The following is an 18,983-nucleotide window of genomic DNA, read 5'->3' on the forward strand; positions in this document are numbered from 1 at the left end:
CCGGCCAATTTGCCGGAGCTCTTTTCATAAATGCGAGAAGGCACTTTTATGCCATGATCTTACGGAACAGGTCTTTCAGGTCCTCTACGCTGGCATCCTTCGGGTTGCCCGGCGCGCAGGCATCTGCATATGCGGACTCTGCAAGGAACGGAAGGTCTTCCTCTTTGATCGCCTCAAGGACAGACGGAATTCCGACATCCGCGGAAAGCTTCTTGACAGCGTCAACAGCAGCTTTCCGGTATTCGTCCTGAGACATGGAATCAACATTTGCAACGCCCATTGCACGCGCGATCTCACGATATTTTTCGCCGGTGCATTCCTGATTATATTCCATAACGATCGGAAGCATCATTGCGCAGGCAACACCGTGCGGGGTATCATAGACAGCACCGAGTGTGTGTGCCATGGAGTGGGCGATGCCAAGACCAACGTTGGAGAAGCCCATACCGGCAATGTACTGACCGAGAGCCATTCCCTCGCGGCCTTCCTTTGTGTTTGCCACAGCACCGCGCAGGGATTTTGAGATGATCTCGATGGCTTTCAGATGGAACATATCGGTCATTTCCCAGGCAGCTTTTGTTGTGTAGCCTTCGATGGCATGGGTCAGGGCATCCATACCGGTGGAAGCGGTAAGTCCCTTTGGCATGGAGGACATCATATCCGGGTCAACAACAGCAATGATCGGCATGTCATGCGGGTCAACGCATACAAATTTACGCTTTCTTTCGATATCGGTGATAACATAGTTGATCGTAACCTCGGCAGCAGTACCGGCTGTTGTCGGAACGGCGATGATCGGAACACACGGTTTTTTCGTCGGTGCAACACCCTCAAGACTTCTTACATCCTCAAATTCCGGGTTTGCGATGATGATGCCGATCGCTTTGGAGGTATCCATGGAGGAGCCGCCGCCGATGGCGATCAGGTAGTCAGCGCCGGATGCCTTAAATGCTTCAACACCGTGCTGGACATTCTGGATCGTCGGGTTTGCTTTAATATCGGAGTAGAGCTCGTAGTCAAGACCGTTTGCGGTCAGAATGTCGGTTACTTTGGCGGTAACCTTGAATTTTACGAGATCCGGGTCGGAACATACGAACGCCTTTTTAAAGCCGTGGGCTTTCGCCTCGTTCGCGATCTCCTGAATCGCGCCTGCTCCGTGATAAGATGTCTGATTTAACATAATACGATTTGCCATGATAAAAAACTCCTTCCATGAATACTTGAACTCAAAAGCTTTCTGTGCCTTTGTTATTATATTAACAAATTCGAAGGGCAAAAAGAAAGTTACAGAAAAGGCCAAGTGTAACACTTCAAGGAAAATCGACATATTGCAAAAGAAACGCACGAAAAAATTGTGCAAAATAACAATAGATCAGGACAGCAGATGAAGCTCAAGAAACAGATCCCGCAATGCTGCCGGCATCGCGCGGACGAGAAGACCGGCAAACTGGGACGGGGTCAGGTCCATGCCACCGAGAACCCACTTTACGGTCATGGTGATCGAGCCCTGACAGTACATTTCCAGAAGAAAATGGATCTCAGGGCTGGCCGGTCTGCCGCTTTTTTCCCGGATCAGATTTTCATAAAAGGCGAGGATCAGCTTAAAATCATGCTCCCGCAGGGAATTCTGCCTGTCATAGCGGAAGGCGGCGGCAAAAAACGTCTTTTCCTCCTGAATATATGTAAATTTTTTCTCCAGACTGTCAAGGACCGTCGTCCCACGGCCCATATGTTCAAAGGAGCGGGCGAGGAGCTTGTCGAAATACCAGTTGATCAGGTCATATTTATCAAGAAAATTCCGGTAAAAGGTCTGGCGGGTGACGCCGCAGCGCTCTGTGATCTGGCGGACAGTGATCGCATCGACCGGAGTTGTCTTCATGCATTCCTTCATGGCTGCGGCGAGACGGTATTTTGTTTTTTCCCCCTTCATGGCAGGCGTGCTGGATTCGATCATTAAAAGCTCCTTTCTACGGTATCGCGACCGGTGCTATTGTATTCAGTAAATTCTATCATATTTTTCCCAAGGGAGAAAGTCTTTTTGCTCCGGTTAGCTCCCTCTTCAGATATCATCGGGAAGCGTTCAAAAAAACCCCGTATTATCCGCGATCGAGTCACGCGGATGATACGGAGTTTTTGTTATACCTGAATGAGCTTCAGATGGCTGAGCCCAAAGGCAGACCGGTTTTTATGAGAGACCGATCACAACGGCAAGGATCACAGCGATGGATCCGAATGCAAACAGGACAGCCTGGAATTTGATCTGGAATTTTGCCCATTTGCCCCAGTCGAGCTTTGCTGCGGCCAGCGCGCCTAAGAGACAGCCGGAGGTCGGAACGATGAAGTTTGTGAAGGCGTCACCAAGCTGGTACGCAACAACAGCAACCTGTCTCTCGACACCGACAAGATCGGCGAGAGGAGCCATGATCGGCATGGTAAGGGCAGCCTGTCCGGAACCGGATACAACGAAGAAGTTGAACACGGACTGGAAGATATACATAAACCATGCGGAGATCACCGGCGGGAAATTCTGCATTCCGTCGCTGATGCTGTGAAGGATCGTATTTAAGACTGTACCGTCGGTTGCACTTGTGCCACCGAGGATGATGATAATACCCTGCGCCATTCCGACACACATTGCAGCGCCTAAAAGATCGGCAGCACCGTGGTCGAAGGATTTTGCGATATCATTTACTTTCATGTCATTCAGCTTGAATACAACGCCGATGATACCGGAAACGAGACCCATCACGAAGAACTGGGAAGCGATCTCCGGGATATAGTAGCCCTCGCTTATAACACCCCAGATCGTCCATACCATGCAGGCAGCGACCGTGAGGAGAACAAGCTTGTGGCCGAGAGTGAACGGCGGCATCTCTTTGCCGTTCTTTGCGAATTCTTTTCTGTATTCCTCATCAGACTCATATGCAACGGAGAGCTTCGGATCTTTCTTGATCTTTACCGCGTAGCGCATCGTGAAGACGATCGTAAGTCCTGTGAAGAAGATCCATAACGGGATACGGAACCATGCGCCGGACATGACCGGAATACCGGCAACACCCTGGGCAACAGCCAGTCCGAACGGATTCTGCCAGGAAGAACCGAAGCCGATCTGTGTAGATACATAGGAGCACATAATTCCGACAACTGCGTCATACCCCATTGCGATAAACATCGGTACGAGGATCATAACGAACGGAATTGCCTCCTCACCCATACCGAAGACTGCGCCTCCGAGGGAGAACAGGACTACAAGAATCGGGATCAAAAGGATCTCGCGTCCATTTGTCAAAGCGATGACCCGCATAATGCCGCTTTCTATCGCGCCTGTCCGGAGAACGATACCGAAAGCACCGCCTACAACCAGAATGAAGGCGATGATTCCGACAGCGGTACCATTCTTATCGCCGACGGTCATACCCTCGAATACATAGTTTAAAATTCCCTGACCGCCAAAGTCCTCGGTTCCGAAGAGCGGAGCTGCTTTGGTCACTTTGTTTCCGTTTTCATCCAGAATATACTGGAAGCTTTCCGGATCCAGAACGGTTCTTGTTTTTTCCACGCCGTTCTGCATATACGTGATTTCTTTTGTGTCGTATTTACCCAACGGGATAAATACGGTGAGCAGAGCCGCGAACAGAATGACACCAAAAATGATGATGTAAGTGTGCGGCATCTGGAAGCCCTTTTTTTTCTCCATGGCTTATCCCCCCATAATTGTATTCTCTGCCTGTGAAATCCCCCGCACAGGTAGTGTATCTACTATATTAACATAAATTCTGTGATACGTCATTACTCTTTTCCTTTAATCCTACATATTAATAGTTGCTGTACAGGGGTAGGAATTTTCTGAACTGAAAATTCCGTACAATACAGTGGTGGCAGTGGATTTTGCCGATTCGGAATGCGAAGCATCGGCAAAATCAGTTACTGTTTGCGCAAGGCGTGAACAGTAACTATTAATAGGTTTATACAATTTCGAATCAGCATTTTTGGTACTTATGTAACCAATCAGGAACATAGGTATTGTATTGCGTATCATACAAAAAGAAAAAAATGTCAGAATATACACAAAATTGGGATTGAAAGGATGAAAAGTTTGTTCACATCTTCTAAAAAGTATGTTATAATAGAGTCACCATCTAAGAAACTAATGTATGGGACAAAAAGAGCAGCAAGAGGTGATATCATGGTAAAAAAAGAGATGATAGCGATGCTGTTGGCAGGAGGACAGGGAAGCCGCCTCGGTGTATTAACACAGAAAGTGGCAAAACCGGCCGTCTCCTTCGGCGGAAAGTACAGAATTATTGATTTCCCGCTCAGCAACTGCATCAACTCTGGTGTTGATACTGTGGGAGTATTGACCCAGTACCAGCCCTTACGTTTAAACGCGCACATTGGAATCGGTATTCCGTGGGACTTAGACCGCAACGTCGGCGGCGTTACGATCCTGCCCCCTTACGAGAGAAGTAAAGGCAGCGACTGGTATACAGGAACCGCGAACGCAATTTACCAGAATCTGGAGTACATGGAGTCCTACAATCCGGAATACGTTCTGATCCTTTCCGGCGACCACATCTACAAAATGGATTATGAGGTCATGCTGGAATATCACAAAGCGAATAATGCGGATGTCACGATTGCCGCTATGCCGGTGCCGATCGAGGAAGCAAGCCGTTTCGGAATCCTGATCACGGATGACAACAATAAGATCACGGAATTTGAGGAAAAACCGGCGAACCCGAGAAGCAACCTCGCTTCCATGGGTATCTATATCTTCAGCTGGAAGGCACTGAAGGAAGCGCTCATCAAGCTTTCCGAGGAGCCGGGCTGTGATTTCGGAAAACATGTGATCCCGTATTGCTTCGAGCAGGGCAAACGGATCTTTGCATATGAGTACAATGGTTACTGGAAAGATGTCGGAACTCTCGGCTCCTACTGGGAAGCAAATATGGAGCTCATCGACATTATTCCGGAATTCAACCTGTATGAGGAATACTGGAAGATCTATACAAAGAGCGACCGGATCCCGCCGCAGTATATTTCCGCGGACGCGAAGATCACAAAGTGTATCATCGGCGAAGGTTCCGAGATCTACGGAGAGGTAACGAACTCTGTGATCGGATCCGGCGTAACGATCGAGAAAGGCGCTGTAGTCAAAGACTCCATCATCATGCAGGACAGCGTGATCGGTGAAGGCGCGGTGATAGAAAAAGCGATCGTGGCCGAGGACGTAAAGGTCGGCGCCGGGGCGCACCTTGGTGTTGGTGAATATGCGCCGAGCAAATATGACCGGAAAGTATACCAGTTTGATCTTGTGACGATCGGCGAACACTCTGTGATCCCGGAGAACGTAAAGATCGGCAAGAATACAGCAATTTCAGGTGTGACGACCGCGGAGGATTATCCGGACGGAGCGCTTGAGAGCGGCGGCTACATTGTAAAGGCAGGTGGAATCGTATGAGAGCAATCGGTATTGTTTTAGCAGGCGGAAACAGCAAGCGGATGCGCGAACTTTCCAATAAGAGAGCGATCGCGGCGATGCCGATCGCGGGCAGTTTCCGAAGCGTGGATTTTGCGTTAAGCAATATGAGCAACTCTCATATCCAGAGCGTTGCCGTACTGACACAGTATAACTCCCGCTCCTTAAATGAACATTTAAGCTCTTCCAAATGGTGGGATTTCGGAAGAAAACAGGGCGGAATGTATGTATTTACTCCGACGATCACGGCGGAGCACAGCGACTGGTACCGCGGAACAGCAGACGCGCTCTACCAGAATCTGGACTTTTTAAAGAAAAGCCACGAACCATATGTAGTGATCGCTGCCGGAGACGGTATCTATAAGCTGGACTACAATAAGGTCCTGGAATATCATATCGAAAAGAAAGCCGATATCACGGTTGTCTGCAAGGACATGCCGGGTGATGTGGATGTGACACGTTTCGGTATGGTGAAGACGAATGCCGACGGACGGATCGTTGAGTTTGAGGAGAAGCCGATGGTGGCTGATTCCCACACGATCTCCTGCGGTATCTATGTTGTCCGCCGCCGTCAGCTTATCGAACTTATCGAGCGCTGCGCGAACGAGGACAGATATGACTTCGTACAGGACATTCTGGTGCGCTACAAAGGTCTCAAGCGGGTCTATGCGTACAAGTTAAATACATACTGGAGCAACATCGCTTCTGTCGATGCTTACTACCAGACAAATATGGACTTCTTAAAACCGGAAGTGCGCAATTACTTCTTCAAAGAGTATCCGGATATCTACTCCAAGGTGGATGACCTTCCGCCGGCAAAATACAATCCGGGCGCAGTTGTGAAGAACAGCTTGGTATCCAGCGGCTGTATCTTAAACGGAACGGTAGAGAATTCAGTTCTGTTTAAGAAGGTCTATATCGGAAACAACTGTATCATCAAGAATTCGATCATCTTAAATGACGTGTATATTGGGGATAATACCGTTATCGAGAACTGCATCGTTGAGAGCCGTGATACGATCCGGGCGAATACGACGTATATCGGAAAGCCGGACGATGTGAAGATCGTGATCGAGAAGAACGAGAGATATACCCTGTAAAAAGGGTGCCGCAGTTCGGAGACGGGATATTCCGGACGGTGCGGCAAAGGCTGAAAGACAGGCATTCAAATATTGACTGGCCGGTGATTACATAAAATCTGCGGGGAGCGCAGATGGGGGAGGTTATTATGCAGGTAACAGATGTACGTGTGAGAAGAATTGAGAAAGAGGGAAAAATGAAGGCGATCGTGTCCATCACACTGGACAACGAGTTCGTGATCCACGATATCAAGGTCATTGAAGGGGAGAAAGGCCTGTTTATCGCGATGCCGAGCAGAAAAGCTGCTGATGGCGAATACCGCGATATCGCCCATCCGATCAATTCCGGAACACGGGACATGATCCAGAGAGTGATCCTCGACAAGTACGAGACAACCACACTGGAGGAAGCGCAGGCAGTTTAGTTTTCCGGGAAACTTGTCCGGAGTGACAGCCTGACGCAGGTCCTGCAAAAAGATATAGCCGCAGAGAGCGGCTTGTGAATGGGGAAATAGAAAGTCCGCCGAATCGTGAAAAGATTCGGCGGACTTTTTTCGCGTATTATGATCTCTTATACGATTACATAAGTCCCGGGATCAGAAGCGGAACATATACGATCATGAAGAATACGATGATCAGTCCGATCAGGTACGGGATAACAGATTTGGAGATCCGCTCGATCGGAAGTCCCGTGATACCGGAAGCAACGAACAGGTTGATGGCAACCGGCGGTGTGATCATACCGATGGCGATACCAACTACGAAGAGGATTCCAAAATGTACGGTGCTGATGCCCATGGCCTTGACAAGCGGCAGGAACACCGGGGAAAGAATGATGATCGCGGAGGAGGTCTCCATGAAGACTCCTGCGAGCAGGATGATCAGGGAGATCAGGAACATGATCACATACTTGTTTGTGGAGATTCCCAATACTCCGGACGCAATGGCCTCCGGGATCTTGTAGTTTGCGAGAACCCAGCCGAACGGACCGCTGCATGCGATGATGATCATGATAACGGCAGATGTCTTTGCACTTCCCTTCATGATCTCAACGAGACCCTTGAAATCAAGGTCGCGGTAGATAAAGAAGGAGACGAAGATCGCGTAGATAACCGCTACGGCAGCCGCCTCAGACGGTGTGAAGTAACCGGAGAAGATTCCGCCGAGAATGATCAGCGGCATTAAGATTCCCCAGATCGCTTCCTTGAAGGTGTGGAGCACGTTTCCGACAGAGAACGCTTTTCCCTTCGGGTAGTTGAACTTGCGCGCCTGATAGAGGGAGATCGCAACGAGGATCACGCCCATTAAAATTCCCGGGATAAATCCGTTTTTGAAAAGAGTGTTTACGCTGTCCTCAGAGATAACGGCGTATAATACCATCGGAACGGACGGCGGGATAACGACACCGATGGTTCCGGCAGCTGCGATCAGGGCAGCGGCGGAATCTTCGCGGTATCCGCGTTTCTTTAACTCCGGGATCAGTGTTGCGCCGACAGCGGCTGTTGTGGCGGCACCGGAACCGGAGATCGCCGCGAAGAACATACCTGCGAGGACGGATACGATGGAAAGACCGCCCTTTAACATACCAAGTAAGGACTCGGCGAACTCAACGAGCACCTTGGAAACTTTTCCCTTTGCGAGAAGGTCGCCGGCAAAGATGAAGAAGGGGACTGCGATCAGGGAGAAAGAGTCGGTGCTGGCGAACATACGCTGCACGAGGATCAGGAGCTTTACATCGCCTTTTAAGAGGACGAGGAGAGCTGCCGCCGCGATCGCGAATGCGACCGGAACGCCGATCAGAAGCAGAACGATAAAGGAAATGAATAATAATGCTGCCATGTTATGCCTCCTCCTTTCCAAATAAAAGTCCAAGAACCGCGTCAACCGCGTGTACGAGCATGAATCCGCATCCTACCGGAATGCAGAGGTAAATATATTTCATGGGAAGACGCATTGCTGCAGACAGCTGGTTTCCCTGTTTTTCGAAGTATTTCATACCATAGATGATCACGACAACAAAAAGAATTGTGCAGACCACATGGACGAGAAGTTTTAAGACTTTGCTTAACGCCGCCGGAACCATATCCTGAACGAAGGTGATGGAGATATGGCCGCTGTGCTTGTATACACAGCTTGCGCCTAAAAATGATGACCAGACTAAAAGGTAACGGGTTGCTTCCTCACTCCAGGAGAGTGCGGTGAATGCCATACGGCAGACGATCTGTGCGCCGGTGATGATGACCATGGCGCCGAGCATGACAACGATGATGTAGGAACATAAGGTGTCTAGGACATCGCTGAGTTTATGAAAACCTTTAACGAAAGCCAACGGTGTTTCCTCCTTTTTAAATCCTGAGCGGTTACTGCTCACGACAGGCGTTTTCCGCAGCCATGCGTCTGTAAGGGGACGCCGGCGGCAGGTCCTGCAGGTGTGGAAAATGCTTATCGTGAACAGTAACCATGAAATGTGTTTAAGATGGGACCGGCTGCACAGGAGATCCTGGGCAGCCGGGTCAGATCACATGCTGAAATTCCGACTGCGAAAGCAGTGCCAGCGGATATCAGCACAAAAAGTTACGATCCAGAAACCGGGATTACTTTAAAGCATCCTGGATTCTTGTGATGTAGTCAGCGTAATCCGGATATGCATCATATACGCTCTGAACAGCGGCACGGAAGCTGTCAACATCCGGGTTTTCCACGACTTCCATACCATGATCCTTGATCTCCTGGAGCTGGTCAGCTTCCTGATCTGCAACCCACTGGCGCTCGTACTCAGCAGCTTCCTGTGCGGATTCCTCGAAGATCTTCTGAACATCTTCCGGTAAGGACTTGAAGAGGTCGTTGCTCATGGTGATGATCGCTGTGGAGTAGGAATGACGGTCAAGGGTTACATACTTCTGGGACTCCCAGAGCTTGTAGGAGTAGATAACGTTGATCGGGTTCTCCTCGCCATCGATGGTGCCCTGCTGAAGAGCTGTTAAAGCGTCGGACCATGCCATCGGAACCGCGTTTACATCAAGAGCCTTGAAGGTAGCTGTGTAAACATCGTTCTCCATGACACGGAGCTTTAAGCCTGCAACGTCAGCCGCGTTTGTGATCGGCTTCTTGCTGTTTGTGATGTTACGGAAACCACGCTCTGCGTATGCGAGACCCTTTAAGTCAGCATCCTCAAGTGTTCCAAGGAGCTCTTTACCGATCTCACCGTCGAGGACTTTGTAAGCTTCCTCGTTGTTTGCGAACAGGAACGGCATATCGAGAACACCCATAGCGCTGGAGAAGTTTACGAACGGACCGCTTGTGATGATACCCATATCAAGAGTACCCATCTGCATGCTCTCAAGCATGGTACGCTCGTCGCCGAGAGCTCCGTTCGGATGGATCTCGATCTCGTAGGCGCCGTTTGTGCGCTCTTTTACGAGCTCAGCGAATTTCTCCGCACACACCTGGAAGCTGTCCTGCTCGTTTACGGTCGTACCAAGCTTTATTACGGTTGCGTCTGTGCTTGAAGTCGCTTCCTTGCTCTCAGCAGCGGAAGAATCAGCGGCAGCGGCTGTTGTCTCAGCGGCAGCAGCAGTTGTCTCTGTAGAATTGCTGGAAGAGCCGCAGCCTGCCATGGAAAGAACCATAGCGCCTGCCATAACGGCGGATAATAATTTTGCACTTTTTTTCATAATGACCTCCTAAAGTCTTTTAAGAATAGATTGATTATAAGTATATATCTTAACTGCCCCTCGCAGTAAGAATCTGAAGAATAAAAAAGCTCCTGTCTCTGTTAAAGAGACAGAAGCGAAACTTCTGCGGTACCACTCTTTTTGCTGTAAAAACAGCCTCTCGATCCCGTCGTTTTCCGGCTCATTTAGTGCGGAAAAGTAAACAGGCAACACGTTAACGGGTGTAAACCGAACCAGCCTACTTGGAACACTTTCAGTGGTTAGCTCCGGGAGGATTGTCTGTAACGCGGTGTCTGCAGCTTTTCACCAGCCAGCTGCTCTCTGAAAGACCTTCGTTAAGAGCGTTCCCATCATCGCAAGGAATATTTAAAACTGCCCTTTATTATAGTCACAGATTTTCAAAAGTCAAGAGAATTTAAAAAAATAAATCGCGTATTGTGAGAAAAATATGATATGATAGATCGTATAGTAAATTTATTTCATAGGAGATATTCCAACAGGTTATTATAGAGAATGGAGGAGGAGAATGAAACCGACCGTCAGTATAATTGTTCCTGTCTACAATGCGGAAAAATTTCTGAACCGCTGTGTGGACAGTATTCTCGGACAGGAATATAGAGATTTTGAACTGATCCTCGTAGATGATGGGAGCAGAGATATGTCAGGCTCGATCTGTGATGCGTATGCGAAGACGGATGAGCGTGTGGTGGTGATCCACAAAGAAAATTCCGGGGTTTCAGATACGAGAAATCAGGGAATTGAAAGGGCAAAGGGAACATATCTCCAGTTTGTGGACAGTGATGACTGGCTGACGCCGGATGCGACAAAGCTTATGGTCCGGGCGGCAGAGGAACATGGCTGTGATATGGTGATCTCCGATTTTTACCGTGTCGTTGGGGATATGGTATCCAGAAAAGGGGACATCGAGTCAGACTGCGTGATCGACCGGGAGGAATTCGCGTCGTTTATGATGGAGAATCCGGCGGATTATTACTATGGAGTGCTGTGGAATAAGCTGTACCGGCGCGATCTCGTAAACCGCTTCGGGATCCGGATGGATGCGGAGATCAGCTGGTGTGAGGATTTCATGTTCAATCTGGAGTATGTCCGCTATGCAGAGACATTCTATGCGCTGAGGACACCGGTGTATTATTATGTAAAGACAAAAGGTTCGCTGGTGAACCAGAAGATCAGCATCACGAAGACTGTGAAGATGAAGCTTATGATGTTTGAGTACTACAACAACTTTTATAAGCATGTGTTGGACGAAGAGGATTATGAGAAAAACCGGCTTCAGGTGTACCATTTTCTGGTGGATGCAGCGAAGGACGGCTTTGTTTTCCCGGCATCGATCCCCGGAAACCGGAAGCTCGGAGAGGAGCGGAGCAGTGCGCTACAGGAGGTGATCTCCGATGATGGGATCATTGTGGATAAATACCGGGACCGGAAACTTCTGGAGAGATATCTGGAGTCGGCGGCATTGAAGCATGATATGACAATGGAGGAACTTTCCCTGCTTTTATATCTGAAGGATGCAAGCCATGAACTGAGCAGAAAGAATCTTGCGGATCTTATGGATCTTAGCCGCGGAGACCTTGCGGTGGCGGTTCAGCGGCTGTCCGCGAAAAAGATGGTGGAGGTAACGGAGCTTCCGAGAAGGCGGGGAGCAGAACGAAAGATCCGACTGGAACTTCTTCCGGCATCAGAAGTTGTGATCCCGGATCTTGAGGCGGCGGAGAACGATTACTATCAGGCGAAGTTTGGAAATTTTACAGAGGAAGAGATCAGACAGTATACGCTGCTGGCACGGAAAGTGCGGGAGAACGAGAGGAGTATTTTGCAGCGGGGATAGGAGAAGGCGCATTCGCGAGAAGCTGCGGACTGCGTCAGGCGGTCGTACTGGTGTGGAAATACAACGGATAAACATCAAAAATATGGAGATAAAGATGGAAAAAGAAAAAACTTGCAAAATCGTATTCAGTGACATCGACGGCACGCTGCTGACGTCAGACGGACAGATCACGGAGGGGACGAAGGAGATGATCCTGAATCTTGAGAATAAGGGGATCCCGTTTATCCTGACTTCCGCGCGGTCACCGGAAGGCGTGCGGGTCATTAAGAGAATGCTGGGGAACCATGCACCGATCATTGCGTTCTGCGGCGGGCTGATCCTTGATGATGACGGAAATGAGATCTACAGTAAGAGGATCCCGCTTAAGCGGGCACTGGAACTGAAGGCGATGCTGGATAAGGATTTTCCGGCTGTTGCCTGTAATACCTTCGGCGGCGAGAAGTGGATCGTGGATGACCGGGACGATTGGAGAGAGCAGCGGGAAGAGAAAATCGTGGGATTTCCGGCTGAAATTGGATCTATTAAAGATACATTTGAAACAGAAGGCGGAATTCATAAATTTCTCCTCATGGGAGATCCGGACGTGATGACAAAGCTGGCGGCGGTTCTGGCAAGAGATTTCTCTGATCTTCAGTCCGCGGCATCCAACCCGGAATATCTGGAGATCACGGCAGCGGGCGTGGAAAAGTCGGAAGGTTTGAAGACGCTCTGTGGAAAACTCGGAATTTCCCCGGAAGAGGCAGCGGCCTTCGGTGACGGCGAGAGCGATCTTTCCATGATGCGTGCGGCAGGATTTGGCGTGGCGATGGGAAATGCGCCGGAGAATGTGCGGAGGCGGGCACCGATGGTGATTGGGAAGAATGATGAGGAAGGGCTGCTGAAGAGGCTGAAGGAGATATTTAAGGACTGAGAAAAATTGAGATTTCGAGACGGATGAATTCTGCCAGGCACTAACGTGCCAATGATGCGCACTCGCGCGAAGATGTAGATTGTCGCAAGTGACCGCACGAGGCGCGAGAATGTGCCAAGGTACATCCTTTTTTAGAGTTCTTGCAGAACAGAAAAACAATACAATTGAAAAAAACACAGACAGCATATGCAATATGGAGGACGGGATAGTAAGACTATGAAAGGGAAGCTTTTAACAGGCGTGGGTTTGCTGCTGATCGCGGCGGCTCTTCTTCTTACTGTTTATAATATAAGAGAATCAGACCGGGCCGGAGCAGAGTCAGAGGAGATGGTGGTCCGGATGGAGTCACTGACAGCAGCTCTGCCGGAGCGGCTGGAGACGGAGAAAAAGGAACTGGTGCCGGAATATAAGAAGAATCCGGAGATGGAAATGCCGACAGTGGAGGTAAATGGACAGGAATGTGTGGGGATGATCGAGATTCCGGCGCTGGGGCTCAAGCTTCCGGTTATCAGCGAGTGGAGCGACGCGAAGCTCAAAAAAGCGCCGTGCCGCTACAGTGGTTCTGCGTACTTAAAGAATATGATCATCGCCGGACACAATTACCGCACCCATTTTTCTGGCATCAAGCGCCTGAATCCAGGTGATTCCGTGGTGTTTACGGATGCGGATGGAAATGTGTTTTCCTATGAAGTGACGGAAATTGAGACGGTCGGCGGCTATGACATCGAAAAGATGGAGGACGGGGACTGGGATCTGACGCTGTTTACCTGCACGAATAAGGGGAAAGCGCGGGCGGCGGTGAGATGCAGGGAGATCGAAGAATAGAGAGGAGTGAGAGAAATGTGTAAGGCGATGGAAGACCTGAGAAATGAGAGCTATGCGGGAGGGCGTGAAGAAGGGCGCGAAGAAGGGCGTGAAAGCCAAGCTAAGGATACGGCGGTTCGAATGAGCGAAAAGGGAATTTCGGTTGAAGAGATTGCCGAAATCGTTGGATTCAGTACAGACGGGGTTAAGAAATGGATTGTAACAGAAGTGTAGGAGAGTGGTGTTGATTTTTAAGAAGAGCATTTTTAGTTGAAGCGTTATTAAAGGAAATGGGGTATGTGTACGGAAACAGGGAAAGCACCTTCGGAGAAGGTAGGCTTTCCCTGTTTTTTTGCTGCAATTCATCTGAAAGAAGCTGCCGATGGCAGGTCTTGCAGATAAAATATTATTTTTTGTAGAAACAGTTCCCGCCAACGATCTTGTAGGAAGAGTAGCTGCCTGTTGAGGCGTGTTTGGCGGATTTGAAGTAGAGATAGTCGCCGATATTGTTGGAACCTGACAGAGCATCTTTGGTGGCTTTGATGCAGGACTTGGACGGACCCTTTGCCAGGTATTTGTCCAACAGGCCGGAGGACGCGCCGGGGAACTGGCCATCGGCGTAGATCACGTCGGAGATCGTTTTGCCCCATTTTCCGGATTTTACACGGTTTACAATACAGCTTGCTACAGCGAGCTTATCTTCATAGGAATCGTCACCGGCCTCCATGGCCACGCAGGCTGCCATCAGGTAGATCTCATCTTCGGTGGCGGAGATTACATAGGACGGTGCCGCAGAGGTTCCGTTTCCGGATGCGCTCAGCGCCGCGGACTCTTCCTTTGCGTCAACAGCGGCAGCAGGAACCGGGCCGATGGAGGCATATTTACTGGAAATATAGCCGTTTGTGTCGGCGGAGAGCTGGACCTTTGTCCAGCCGTCGGATTCACTTAAGACAGGGAAGGAATCCCCTTCGGCCGCCTGTTTTAAGATTGCGGAATCTGTGGACGGAATCTCGCGGACGTTCAAGGTCGTCGCGGTGATCTTCGCGGATAGAAGACCGAGTTCCTTCGCCAATGGCTCGATATCTGTCCCAAAGAGCAGATATTTGTCACACATCCATCCCTCAATTTTTCCGGAACGGACCTTCGTCCAGCCATCTTTCTTCTCTAATACGGTTCCGCCCGCTCCACGGTAGCACTTTCCGACGATCTCTCCGTCCGTGGACGGTTTCGTCCGCATATTTAACGGTTCACTTGTCACATTTGCCACGGCAAGATTGTCGTAGGCGGATGCGGCGAAAGATGGAAGAGTTAAAAGTGCAGTGGAAAGGAACAGGACAGACGCGGCAGCGGCCGCTTTTAAAAGAAACTTCTTTGAAAAGTCAGAAATCAGATTCTGTAATTTTCTCATGCCAAATCTCCTCATATCAGTTGAATGTCCCGGTTATATTGCGGGAATTATTTCAAATATTACAAAACTATTACGAAGAAATTATAGCAAAAATGGAGAAATTTGTCAAATCAGCATTCCCATTGATATTTCTTGAGATCCACATGCATCGCGTCCTTCAGCTCTACGCCTTCCTGCCGTAGCAGAAATGCCTGTTCCGGCCAGCCGGGGACGAGGCGGCCGGAGTGGTTTACGACACGGTGGCAGGGGAAGTCTCCGTAGTTTGAGGCGTGGGAGAGGACCCGGGCCACGAGGCGGGAGTTTTTGTCCCTGCCGATGAGGCGGGCGATCTGGACGTAGGTGGCGACGGTTCCCTCGGGAATCTCCCCGACTACGGACAGGACCTCGTATGCGAAATCTTCAGTAAAACGGGCGGATGGTGCCATGTTACTGCACCTCCTTCTGCTCCTCCCACATCTTCACCGGCATGCCGTTGACTTCCACGTTGTCCTCAACGGCAATTACAAGACAGCGGCGTCCACCGATGAACTTGGTTTCTACGAGATCGAGACGGTCCGGGTTGACCTTAATATCCACATCCGGTGTCTTCACGGCAAATTTTCCGGTTCCGGTGATCGCCGGAACGAGGATCGCGGTGTTCTCCCCAGCGGCTTCCTCGTAGACTTTATCGAAGTGCTCCAGGCGCTCCGGCTCCACGCCGCTCTTTTCCAAAAGATCTTTGACTTCCGGCTTTGTGAGCGTTAACGGAATCTCATCCTCTTTATGTTCCTCCGCAAGCTCCGTGAGATTCTCATGGATCTGGCGGACAGTCTCATAGTCGCACTCTTCGCCGAGAGTATCCGTCAGGATCTCCTGGAACGCCTCTTTCTGGGATTTGAAGGAGATCGGTGTCGGCGCGCCGAGGCAGGCATCAATGAACTCGGAGTGAAGCTCCTCCGGATTCTTGGAGAAATACAGGACACCATGGATATCGCTGCTGCGGTCATTGAAGGCTGGGAACAGGAATCCGGTCATCGGAGCCTGTACCCACCAGTCCCGGGGACGCTCCTCGATGGCGTTGGTCGCCTCATTGTAGGAGAGACCCGGCTCGGAGAGCTTTACCGGGCAGATGCAGCAGAGGACGTGGTTGTAGACTTCCTCGGATGCGTCGAACATTTCCTCATTGTCGGACGCCTTTCCCGGTACATCGTAGGCGCTGTGGATCAGGATAATATAGTAGTTTTCACCATATTCGTAATTTTCGATTACCTTATTATAAAAGGTATCCACGGTCTCATCGTCGGCGAGCTTTTCGTCGCGGAGCTTCATGAGAAGCTCGTGGGCGCTGTCCGGACCCTCGTCATGGATGGAGTACTCCAGGTTGTGGAGGTTCTTTCCGATTCCGCCGGACAGGGATTTCTTGAAGATCTCATAATATTTGAAGATCTCTTCCTCGGACAGGGCGAAGAACGCCTCCTTTAAGGTCGTTTTGATCTGCTTTTCGGCATCAACGTAGCATCCGCAGATGCGGGTGATGGCGTTGTTGTCCTTCTTAAACTGTTTCTTAATTTCTGAAATTTCACGTTTATTCATAATATGTATCCTTTTCAAACAAATCCCAGCCATAAAGTATCATCCGTTTAGCTGTAAAAGCAATAGAAAATGAAAGTATGGCTGGATAGAAAATCATGTTACAGTTCAGCCATGCGCTGGTTTGAATGAGAAAGTGTGTTGCAAGCTTGCTTGCATAAGCACTTTTTCATCCAAATCAGCATATGGTGGAACCACCAAGCTTCTTGTTTTCATGAATATGAAAACAAGAAGATGTAATGGCTGAACTGTAACAAAATCATTAATGATCGATAGAGCTTAATTGACAGTGCTGCGTTGCTGCTGTGCCGCGTACAGGAGAATAACAGGCAGCCGACAAAAATATGTAGCTGTGGAGATATCTACTTATTTAATATCTTCTCCGCATAATACATCGCCGCCACATGTACCGCCTGCACGAGTCCGCCTTCCGTCATCAGCTTTCGCGTCTCCCCGGCGGACATCACAACGATCTCCAGATCCTCGGTGGCATCGAGATGCTGCCCGCTGACCCTCTTACAGTCTGTGATCAGATAACAGTGGGCAAAATTGCTGATACACGCCGCGTTCGGCGCGACCTTGCAGAGAAATACCGGCTCACTTCCGGCATAGCCGGTCTCCTCGAAGAGTTCCCTTGCAGCCCCGGCTGCGGGATTCGCATCTGTCGGCTCCATGCATCCGGCAGGAAGCTCCAAAAGGATCTGTCTCGTTCCATGGCGGTACTGGCGCACGAAAACGAAGTCCCCGTCAACGGTGACGGCGACCACGACAACAAAATCCGGCACATCATTTACATAAAACGGAGAGATCTTCGTGCCATCCGGCAGTGCGCAGTCATCGGCGTGAAGATCGATCCAGCGGTCCTTTACGATCGTCCTGGATCCGTTGCAGATCCACGGTTTAATAGACATAACCTTTTCCTCCTAAATCAGGACAAATATAACCTAAAATCCAGCCTGCGCAAGAGGACAGACCAATTTAACGAATTGCCGAACCGGCAAAATGCCCAGGCAGACAAAAGATGACGGAGAACAGAGTACCATACTGCGATCAGTCTCACTATAAAGCGATTAAACTTTCATCATCCGGCACATAAATATTTCCGCTGTAATAGCGTTTTCCCTCACTCTTATAAAGCCGTTCCCGACCGGCAACATTGCTGTCCTCCGTGTGCCAGAGTACGAGGTTCGGGATCCCCAGGGACTCCGCCAGTTCACAGGCATCCTTCACGGTGCTGTGGTGCTTCTCGTACGGCTTCCAGATATCCCGCTCCGCATAGAGGCAGAATGCCTCGTGGAGCAGCCAGTCGCTGCCGCGGACATACTTCTCACAGACCGGATTGTACGGTTCATCCCCGGCACAGGTGAGCTTTCTTCCATTATTTAATGTCAGCGTGAATCCGAACTGTTTTAACTTCGTGGAGTGGATATCGAAGAATGTCACGTCGTAGCTTAAAATATGGCGGGTCTCGCCGTCCTTTACTTCCTCTAAATGGATCCGGTCGCCGATCATGTTGTAAAATTTATCCTGGATCGTCAGGCGGCAGAGCGTCCTGATCGTCTCGATAAGTTCTGAATGGCAGTAGATATAGGCATCCCCGACATACTGGTCCTTTTTCATCTTTGTGGCGATCATGCGGACCATCCAGACGATGCCTAAAACATGGTCCGTGTGGGCGTGGGTCACAAAAATGTGGTGGATGTGCTCTAACGGAACCTGCATGTTGTCCAGGATCTTTAAGATCCCGTTTCCGCCGCCGGCGTCCACCATGAAATATTCATCCCCGTCTCTGAGGGCGAAGCATGTATTGTAAAGATTTGTGACCGTCGCGTTTCCGGTCCCAAAAACGTAGAGAAGTTCGCTGTTCATAAGAAAAATCTCCCTTCTGAAGAGTACATTGACTGCGCAGAATCTGCTTCCTGGGCAATCCAAAGTGGGTTACTGTACACGGGTAGGAATTTTCTGAACTGAAAATTCCGTACAATACAGTGGTGGTAGTGGATTTTGCCGATTCGGAATGCGAAGCATCGGCAAAATCAGTTACTGTTTGCGCAAAGCGTGAACAGTAACCAAAGTGAAGGTCCGGTCCCCGGTGTCATCCATTCTTTTGTTGAGTTTTGAATATGAATATGTTACTATAAAATAAATGGAAAAGCAATTCCCAGGCGGTTAAATTTTTAACCGGCAAAGCGGAAGGATCCCGCGAAA

Annotated in this window: 18 protein-coding genes and 1 other annotated feature; of the genes, 7 read left to right on the forward strand and 11 right to left on the reverse strand. The window is 49.7% G+C overall.

Features of this window, described 5'->3' with window-relative positions; translation table 11 throughout:
• Window positions 1–46: 46 nt before the first annotated feature.
• From fucO to yfcC, 3 genes are all read right to left on the reverse strand, one after another.
• A complete protein-coding gene (gene fucO, locus DWY93_RS00445; RefSeq protein WP_117469020.1) occupies window positions 47–1,195 on the reverse strand; it encodes a lactaldehyde reductase in 1,149 nt (382 codons plus the stop codon).
• A 177-nt stretch (window positions 1,196–1,372) separates the two neighbouring features.
• Window positions 1,373–1,954, reverse strand: coding sequence for a TetR/AcrR family transcriptional regulator C-terminal domain-containing protein (locus DWY93_RS00450; RefSeq protein WP_117469021.1), 582 nt, complete (start codon window positions 1,952–1,954; stop codon window positions 1,373–1,375).
• A gap of 231 nt (window positions 1,955–2,185) precedes the next feature.
• Entirely contained in the window at window positions 2,186–3,697 is a 1,512-nt protein-coding gene (gene yfcC, locus DWY93_RS00455) for a putative basic amino acid antiporter YfcC (protein WP_117469022.1), read from the reverse strand.
• A gap of 489 nt (window positions 3,698–4,186) precedes the next feature.
• Between yfcC and DWY93_RS00460 the strand changes: the two genes are divergently transcribed.
• The 3 genes from DWY93_RS00460 (at window position 4,187) to spoVG (ending at window position 6,983) form a co-directional block, all read left to right on the forward strand.
• Window positions 4,187–5,461, forward strand: coding sequence for a glucose-1-phosphate adenylyltransferase (locus tag DWY93_RS00460; RefSeq protein ID WP_117469023.1), 1,275 nt, complete (start codon window positions 4,187–4,189; stop codon window positions 5,459–5,461).
• Window positions 5,458–6,579 (forward strand): glucose-1-phosphate adenylyltransferase subunit GlgD, encoded by a 1,122-nt coding sequence (gene glgD, locus DWY93_RS00465; RefSeq protein WP_117469024.1) that lies wholly within the window; start codon window positions 5,458–5,460, stop codon window positions 6,577–6,579. The genes DWY93_RS00460 and glgD overlap by 4 nt, the downstream gene beginning before the upstream one ends.
• A gap of 128 nt (window positions 6,580–6,707) precedes the next feature.
• The gene (gene spoVG, locus DWY93_RS00470) at window positions 6,708–6,983 is read left to right on the forward strand and encodes a septation regulator SpoVG (protein ID WP_015553023.1); all 276 of its coding nucleotides are present in this window, start codon (window positions 6,708–6,710) and stop codon (window positions 6,981–6,983) included.
• 154 nt (window positions 6,984–7,137) lie between these two features.
• Here spoVG and DWY93_RS00475 read toward each other — a convergent pair whose 3' ends face one another.
• The 3 genes from DWY93_RS00475 to DWY93_RS00485 all read right to left on the reverse strand — a co-directional run bounded on the left by DWY93_RS00475 (window position 7,138) and on the right by DWY93_RS00485 (window position 10,232).
• Window positions 7,138–8,397, reverse strand: a complete 1,260-nt coding sequence (locus DWY93_RS00475) for a TRAP transporter large permease (protein WP_117469025.1) — start codon at window positions 8,395–8,397, stop codon at window positions 7,138–7,140.
• Window position 8,398: 1 nt separating this feature from the next.
• Complete coding sequence (locus DWY93_RS00480) at window positions 8,399–8,887, reverse strand: TRAP transporter small permease (protein WP_117469026.1); 489 nt, start codon at window positions 8,885–8,887, stop codon at window positions 8,399–8,401.
• 265 nt (window positions 8,888–9,152) lie between these two features.
• Window positions 9,153–10,232 (reverse strand): TRAP transporter substrate-binding protein, encoded by a 1,080-nt coding sequence (locus tag DWY93_RS00485; protein WP_117469027.1) that lies wholly within the window; start codon window positions 10,230–10,232, stop codon window positions 9,153–9,155.
• Between the two features lie 102 nt (window positions 10,233–10,334).
• Window positions 10,335–10,595: a binding site (T-box leader), on the reverse strand.
• 163 nt (window positions 10,596–10,758) lie between these two features.
• On the opposite strand from DWY93_RS00485, the gene DWY93_RS00490 reads away from it, so the two are divergent.
• From DWY93_RS00490 to DWY93_RS00505, 4 genes are all read left to right on the forward strand, one after another.
• A complete protein-coding gene (locus tag DWY93_RS00490) occupies window positions 10,759–12,084 on the forward strand; it encodes a glycosyltransferase (protein ID WP_117469028.1) in 1,326 nt (441 codons plus the stop codon).
• A gap of 94 nt (window positions 12,085–12,178) precedes the next feature.
• The gene (locus DWY93_RS00495) at window positions 12,179–12,994 is read left to right on the forward strand and encodes a Cof-type HAD-IIB family hydrolase (protein WP_242990489.1); all 816 of its coding nucleotides are present in this window, start codon (window positions 12,179–12,181) and stop codon (window positions 12,992–12,994) included.
• Window positions 12,995–13,210: 216 nt separating this feature from the next.
• The gene (locus DWY93_RS00500; protein WP_181968459.1) at window positions 13,211–13,819 is read left to right on the forward strand and encodes a sortase; all 609 of its coding nucleotides are present in this window, start codon (window positions 13,211–13,213) and stop codon (window positions 13,817–13,819) included.
• 15 nt (window positions 13,820–13,834) lie between these two features.
• Window positions 13,835–14,032: a helix-turn-helix domain-containing protein gene (locus DWY93_RS00505; RefSeq protein WP_117469031.1), complete on the forward strand. Its 198-nt coding sequence runs from the start codon at window positions 13,835–13,837 to the stop codon at window positions 14,030–14,032.
• 172 nt (window positions 14,033–14,204) lie between these two features.
• On the opposite strand, the gene DWY93_RS00510 is transcribed toward DWY93_RS00505, so the two are convergent.
• The 5 genes from DWY93_RS00510 to DWY93_RS00530 all read right to left on the reverse strand — a co-directional run bounded on the left by DWY93_RS00510 (window position 14,205) and on the right by DWY93_RS00530 (window position 18,644).
• Entirely contained in the window at window positions 14,205–15,206 is a 1,002-nt protein-coding gene (locus DWY93_RS00510) for an SH3 domain-containing protein (RefSeq protein WP_117469032.1), read from the reverse strand.
• Between the two features lie 110 nt (window positions 15,207–15,316).
• Window positions 15,317–15,631 carry an MGMT family protein gene (locus tag DWY93_RS00515; RefSeq protein ID WP_117469033.1) on the reverse strand — a complete coding sequence of 105 codons (315 nt, stop codon included), beginning with the start codon at window positions 15,629–15,631 and terminating at the stop codon, window positions 15,317–15,319.
• Window position 15,632: 1 nt separating this feature from the next.
• Entirely contained in the window at window positions 15,633–16,778 is a 1,146-nt protein-coding gene (locus DWY93_RS00520; protein ID WP_117469034.1) for a DUF4317 domain-containing protein, read from the reverse strand.
• 359 nt (window positions 16,779–17,137) lie between these two features.
• On the reverse strand, window positions 17,138–17,686 hold the full coding sequence (locus tag DWY93_RS00525; protein ID WP_117469035.1) for an NUDIX hydrolase: 549 nt from the start codon (window positions 17,684–17,686) through the stop codon (window positions 17,138–17,140).
• A 148-nt stretch (window positions 17,687–17,834) separates the two neighbouring features.
• Window positions 17,835–18,644, reverse strand: a complete 810-nt coding sequence (locus DWY93_RS00530) for an MBL fold metallo-hydrolase (RefSeq protein ID WP_117469036.1) — start codon at window positions 18,642–18,644, stop codon at window positions 17,835–17,837.
• Window positions 18,645–18,983: the final 339 nt, after the last annotated feature.

It is taken from the genome of Clostridium sp. AF28-12 (genome assembly GCF_003435225.1).
GTDB lineage: Bacteria > Bacillota > Clostridia > Lachnospirales > Lachnospiraceae > Pilosibacter > Pilosibacter fragilis.

Excerpts from the sequence above, each read along its gene's own strand:
- DWY93_RS00490 (WP_117469028.1), top strand. The coding sequence starts at position 10,759 with ATGAAACCGACCGTCAGTATAATTGTTCCTGTCTACAATGCGGAAAAA.
- DWY93_RS00450 (WP_117469021.1), bottom strand. The coding sequence starts at position 1,954 with ATGATCGAATCCAGCACGCCTGCCATGAAGGGGGAAAAAACAAAATAC.
- DWY93_RS00475 (WP_117469025.1), bottom strand. The coding sequence starts at position 8,397 with ATGGCAGCATTATTATTCATTTCCTTTATCGTTCTGCTTCTGATCGGC.
- DWY93_RS00520 (WP_117469034.1), bottom strand. The coding sequence starts at position 16,778 with ATGAATAAACGTGAAATTTCAGAAATTAAGAAACAGTTTAAGAAGGAC.
- DWY93_RS00505 (WP_117469031.1), top strand. The coding sequence starts at position 13,835 with ATGTGTAAGGCGATGGAAGACCTGAGAAATGAGAGCTATGCGGGAGGG.
- DWY93_RS00495 (WP_242990489.1), top strand. The coding sequence starts at position 12,179 with ATGGAAAAAGAAAAAACTTGCAAAATCGTATTCAGTGACATCGACGGC.
- DWY93_RS00500 (WP_181968459.1), top strand. The coding sequence starts at position 13,211 with ATGAAAGGGAAGCTTTTAACAGGCGTGGGTTTGCTGCTGATCGCGGCG.
- DWY93_RS00515 (WP_117469033.1), bottom strand. The coding sequence starts at position 15,631 with ATGGCACCATCCGCCCGTTTTACTGAAGATTTCGCATACGAGGTCCTG.
- yfcC (WP_117469022.1), bottom strand. The coding sequence starts at position 3,697 with ATGGAGAAAAAAAAGGGCTTCCAGATGCCGCACACTTACATCATCATT.
- DWY93_RS00485 (WP_117469027.1), bottom strand. The coding sequence starts at position 10,232 with ATGAAAAAAAGTGCAAAATTATTATCCGCCGTTATGGCAGGCGCTATG.
- fucO (WP_117469020.1), bottom strand. The coding sequence starts at position 1,195 with ATGGCAAATCGTATTATGTTAAATCAGACATCTTATCACGGAGCAGGC.
- DWY93_RS00530 (WP_117469036.1), bottom strand. The coding sequence starts at position 18,644 with ATGAACAGCGAACTTCTCTACGTTTTTGGGACCGGAAACGCGACGGTC.
- spoVG (WP_015553023.1), top strand. The coding sequence starts at position 6,708 with ATGCAGGTAACAGATGTACGTGTGAGAAGAATTGAGAAAGAGGGAAAA.
- DWY93_RS00460 (WP_117469023.1), top strand. The coding sequence starts at position 4,187 with ATGGTAAAAAAAGAGATGATAGCGATGCTGTTGGCAGGAGGACAGGGA.
- DWY93_RS00525 (WP_117469035.1), bottom strand. The coding sequence starts at position 17,686 with ATGTCTATTAAACCGTGGATCTGCAACGGATCCAGGACGATCGTAAAG.
- DWY93_RS00510 (WP_117469032.1), bottom strand. The coding sequence starts at position 15,206 with ATGAGAAAATTACAGAATCTGATTTCTGACTTTTCAAAGAAGTTTCTT.
- glgD (WP_117469024.1), top strand. The coding sequence starts at position 5,458 with ATGAGAGCAATCGGTATTGTTTTAGCAGGCGGAAACAGCAAGCGGATG.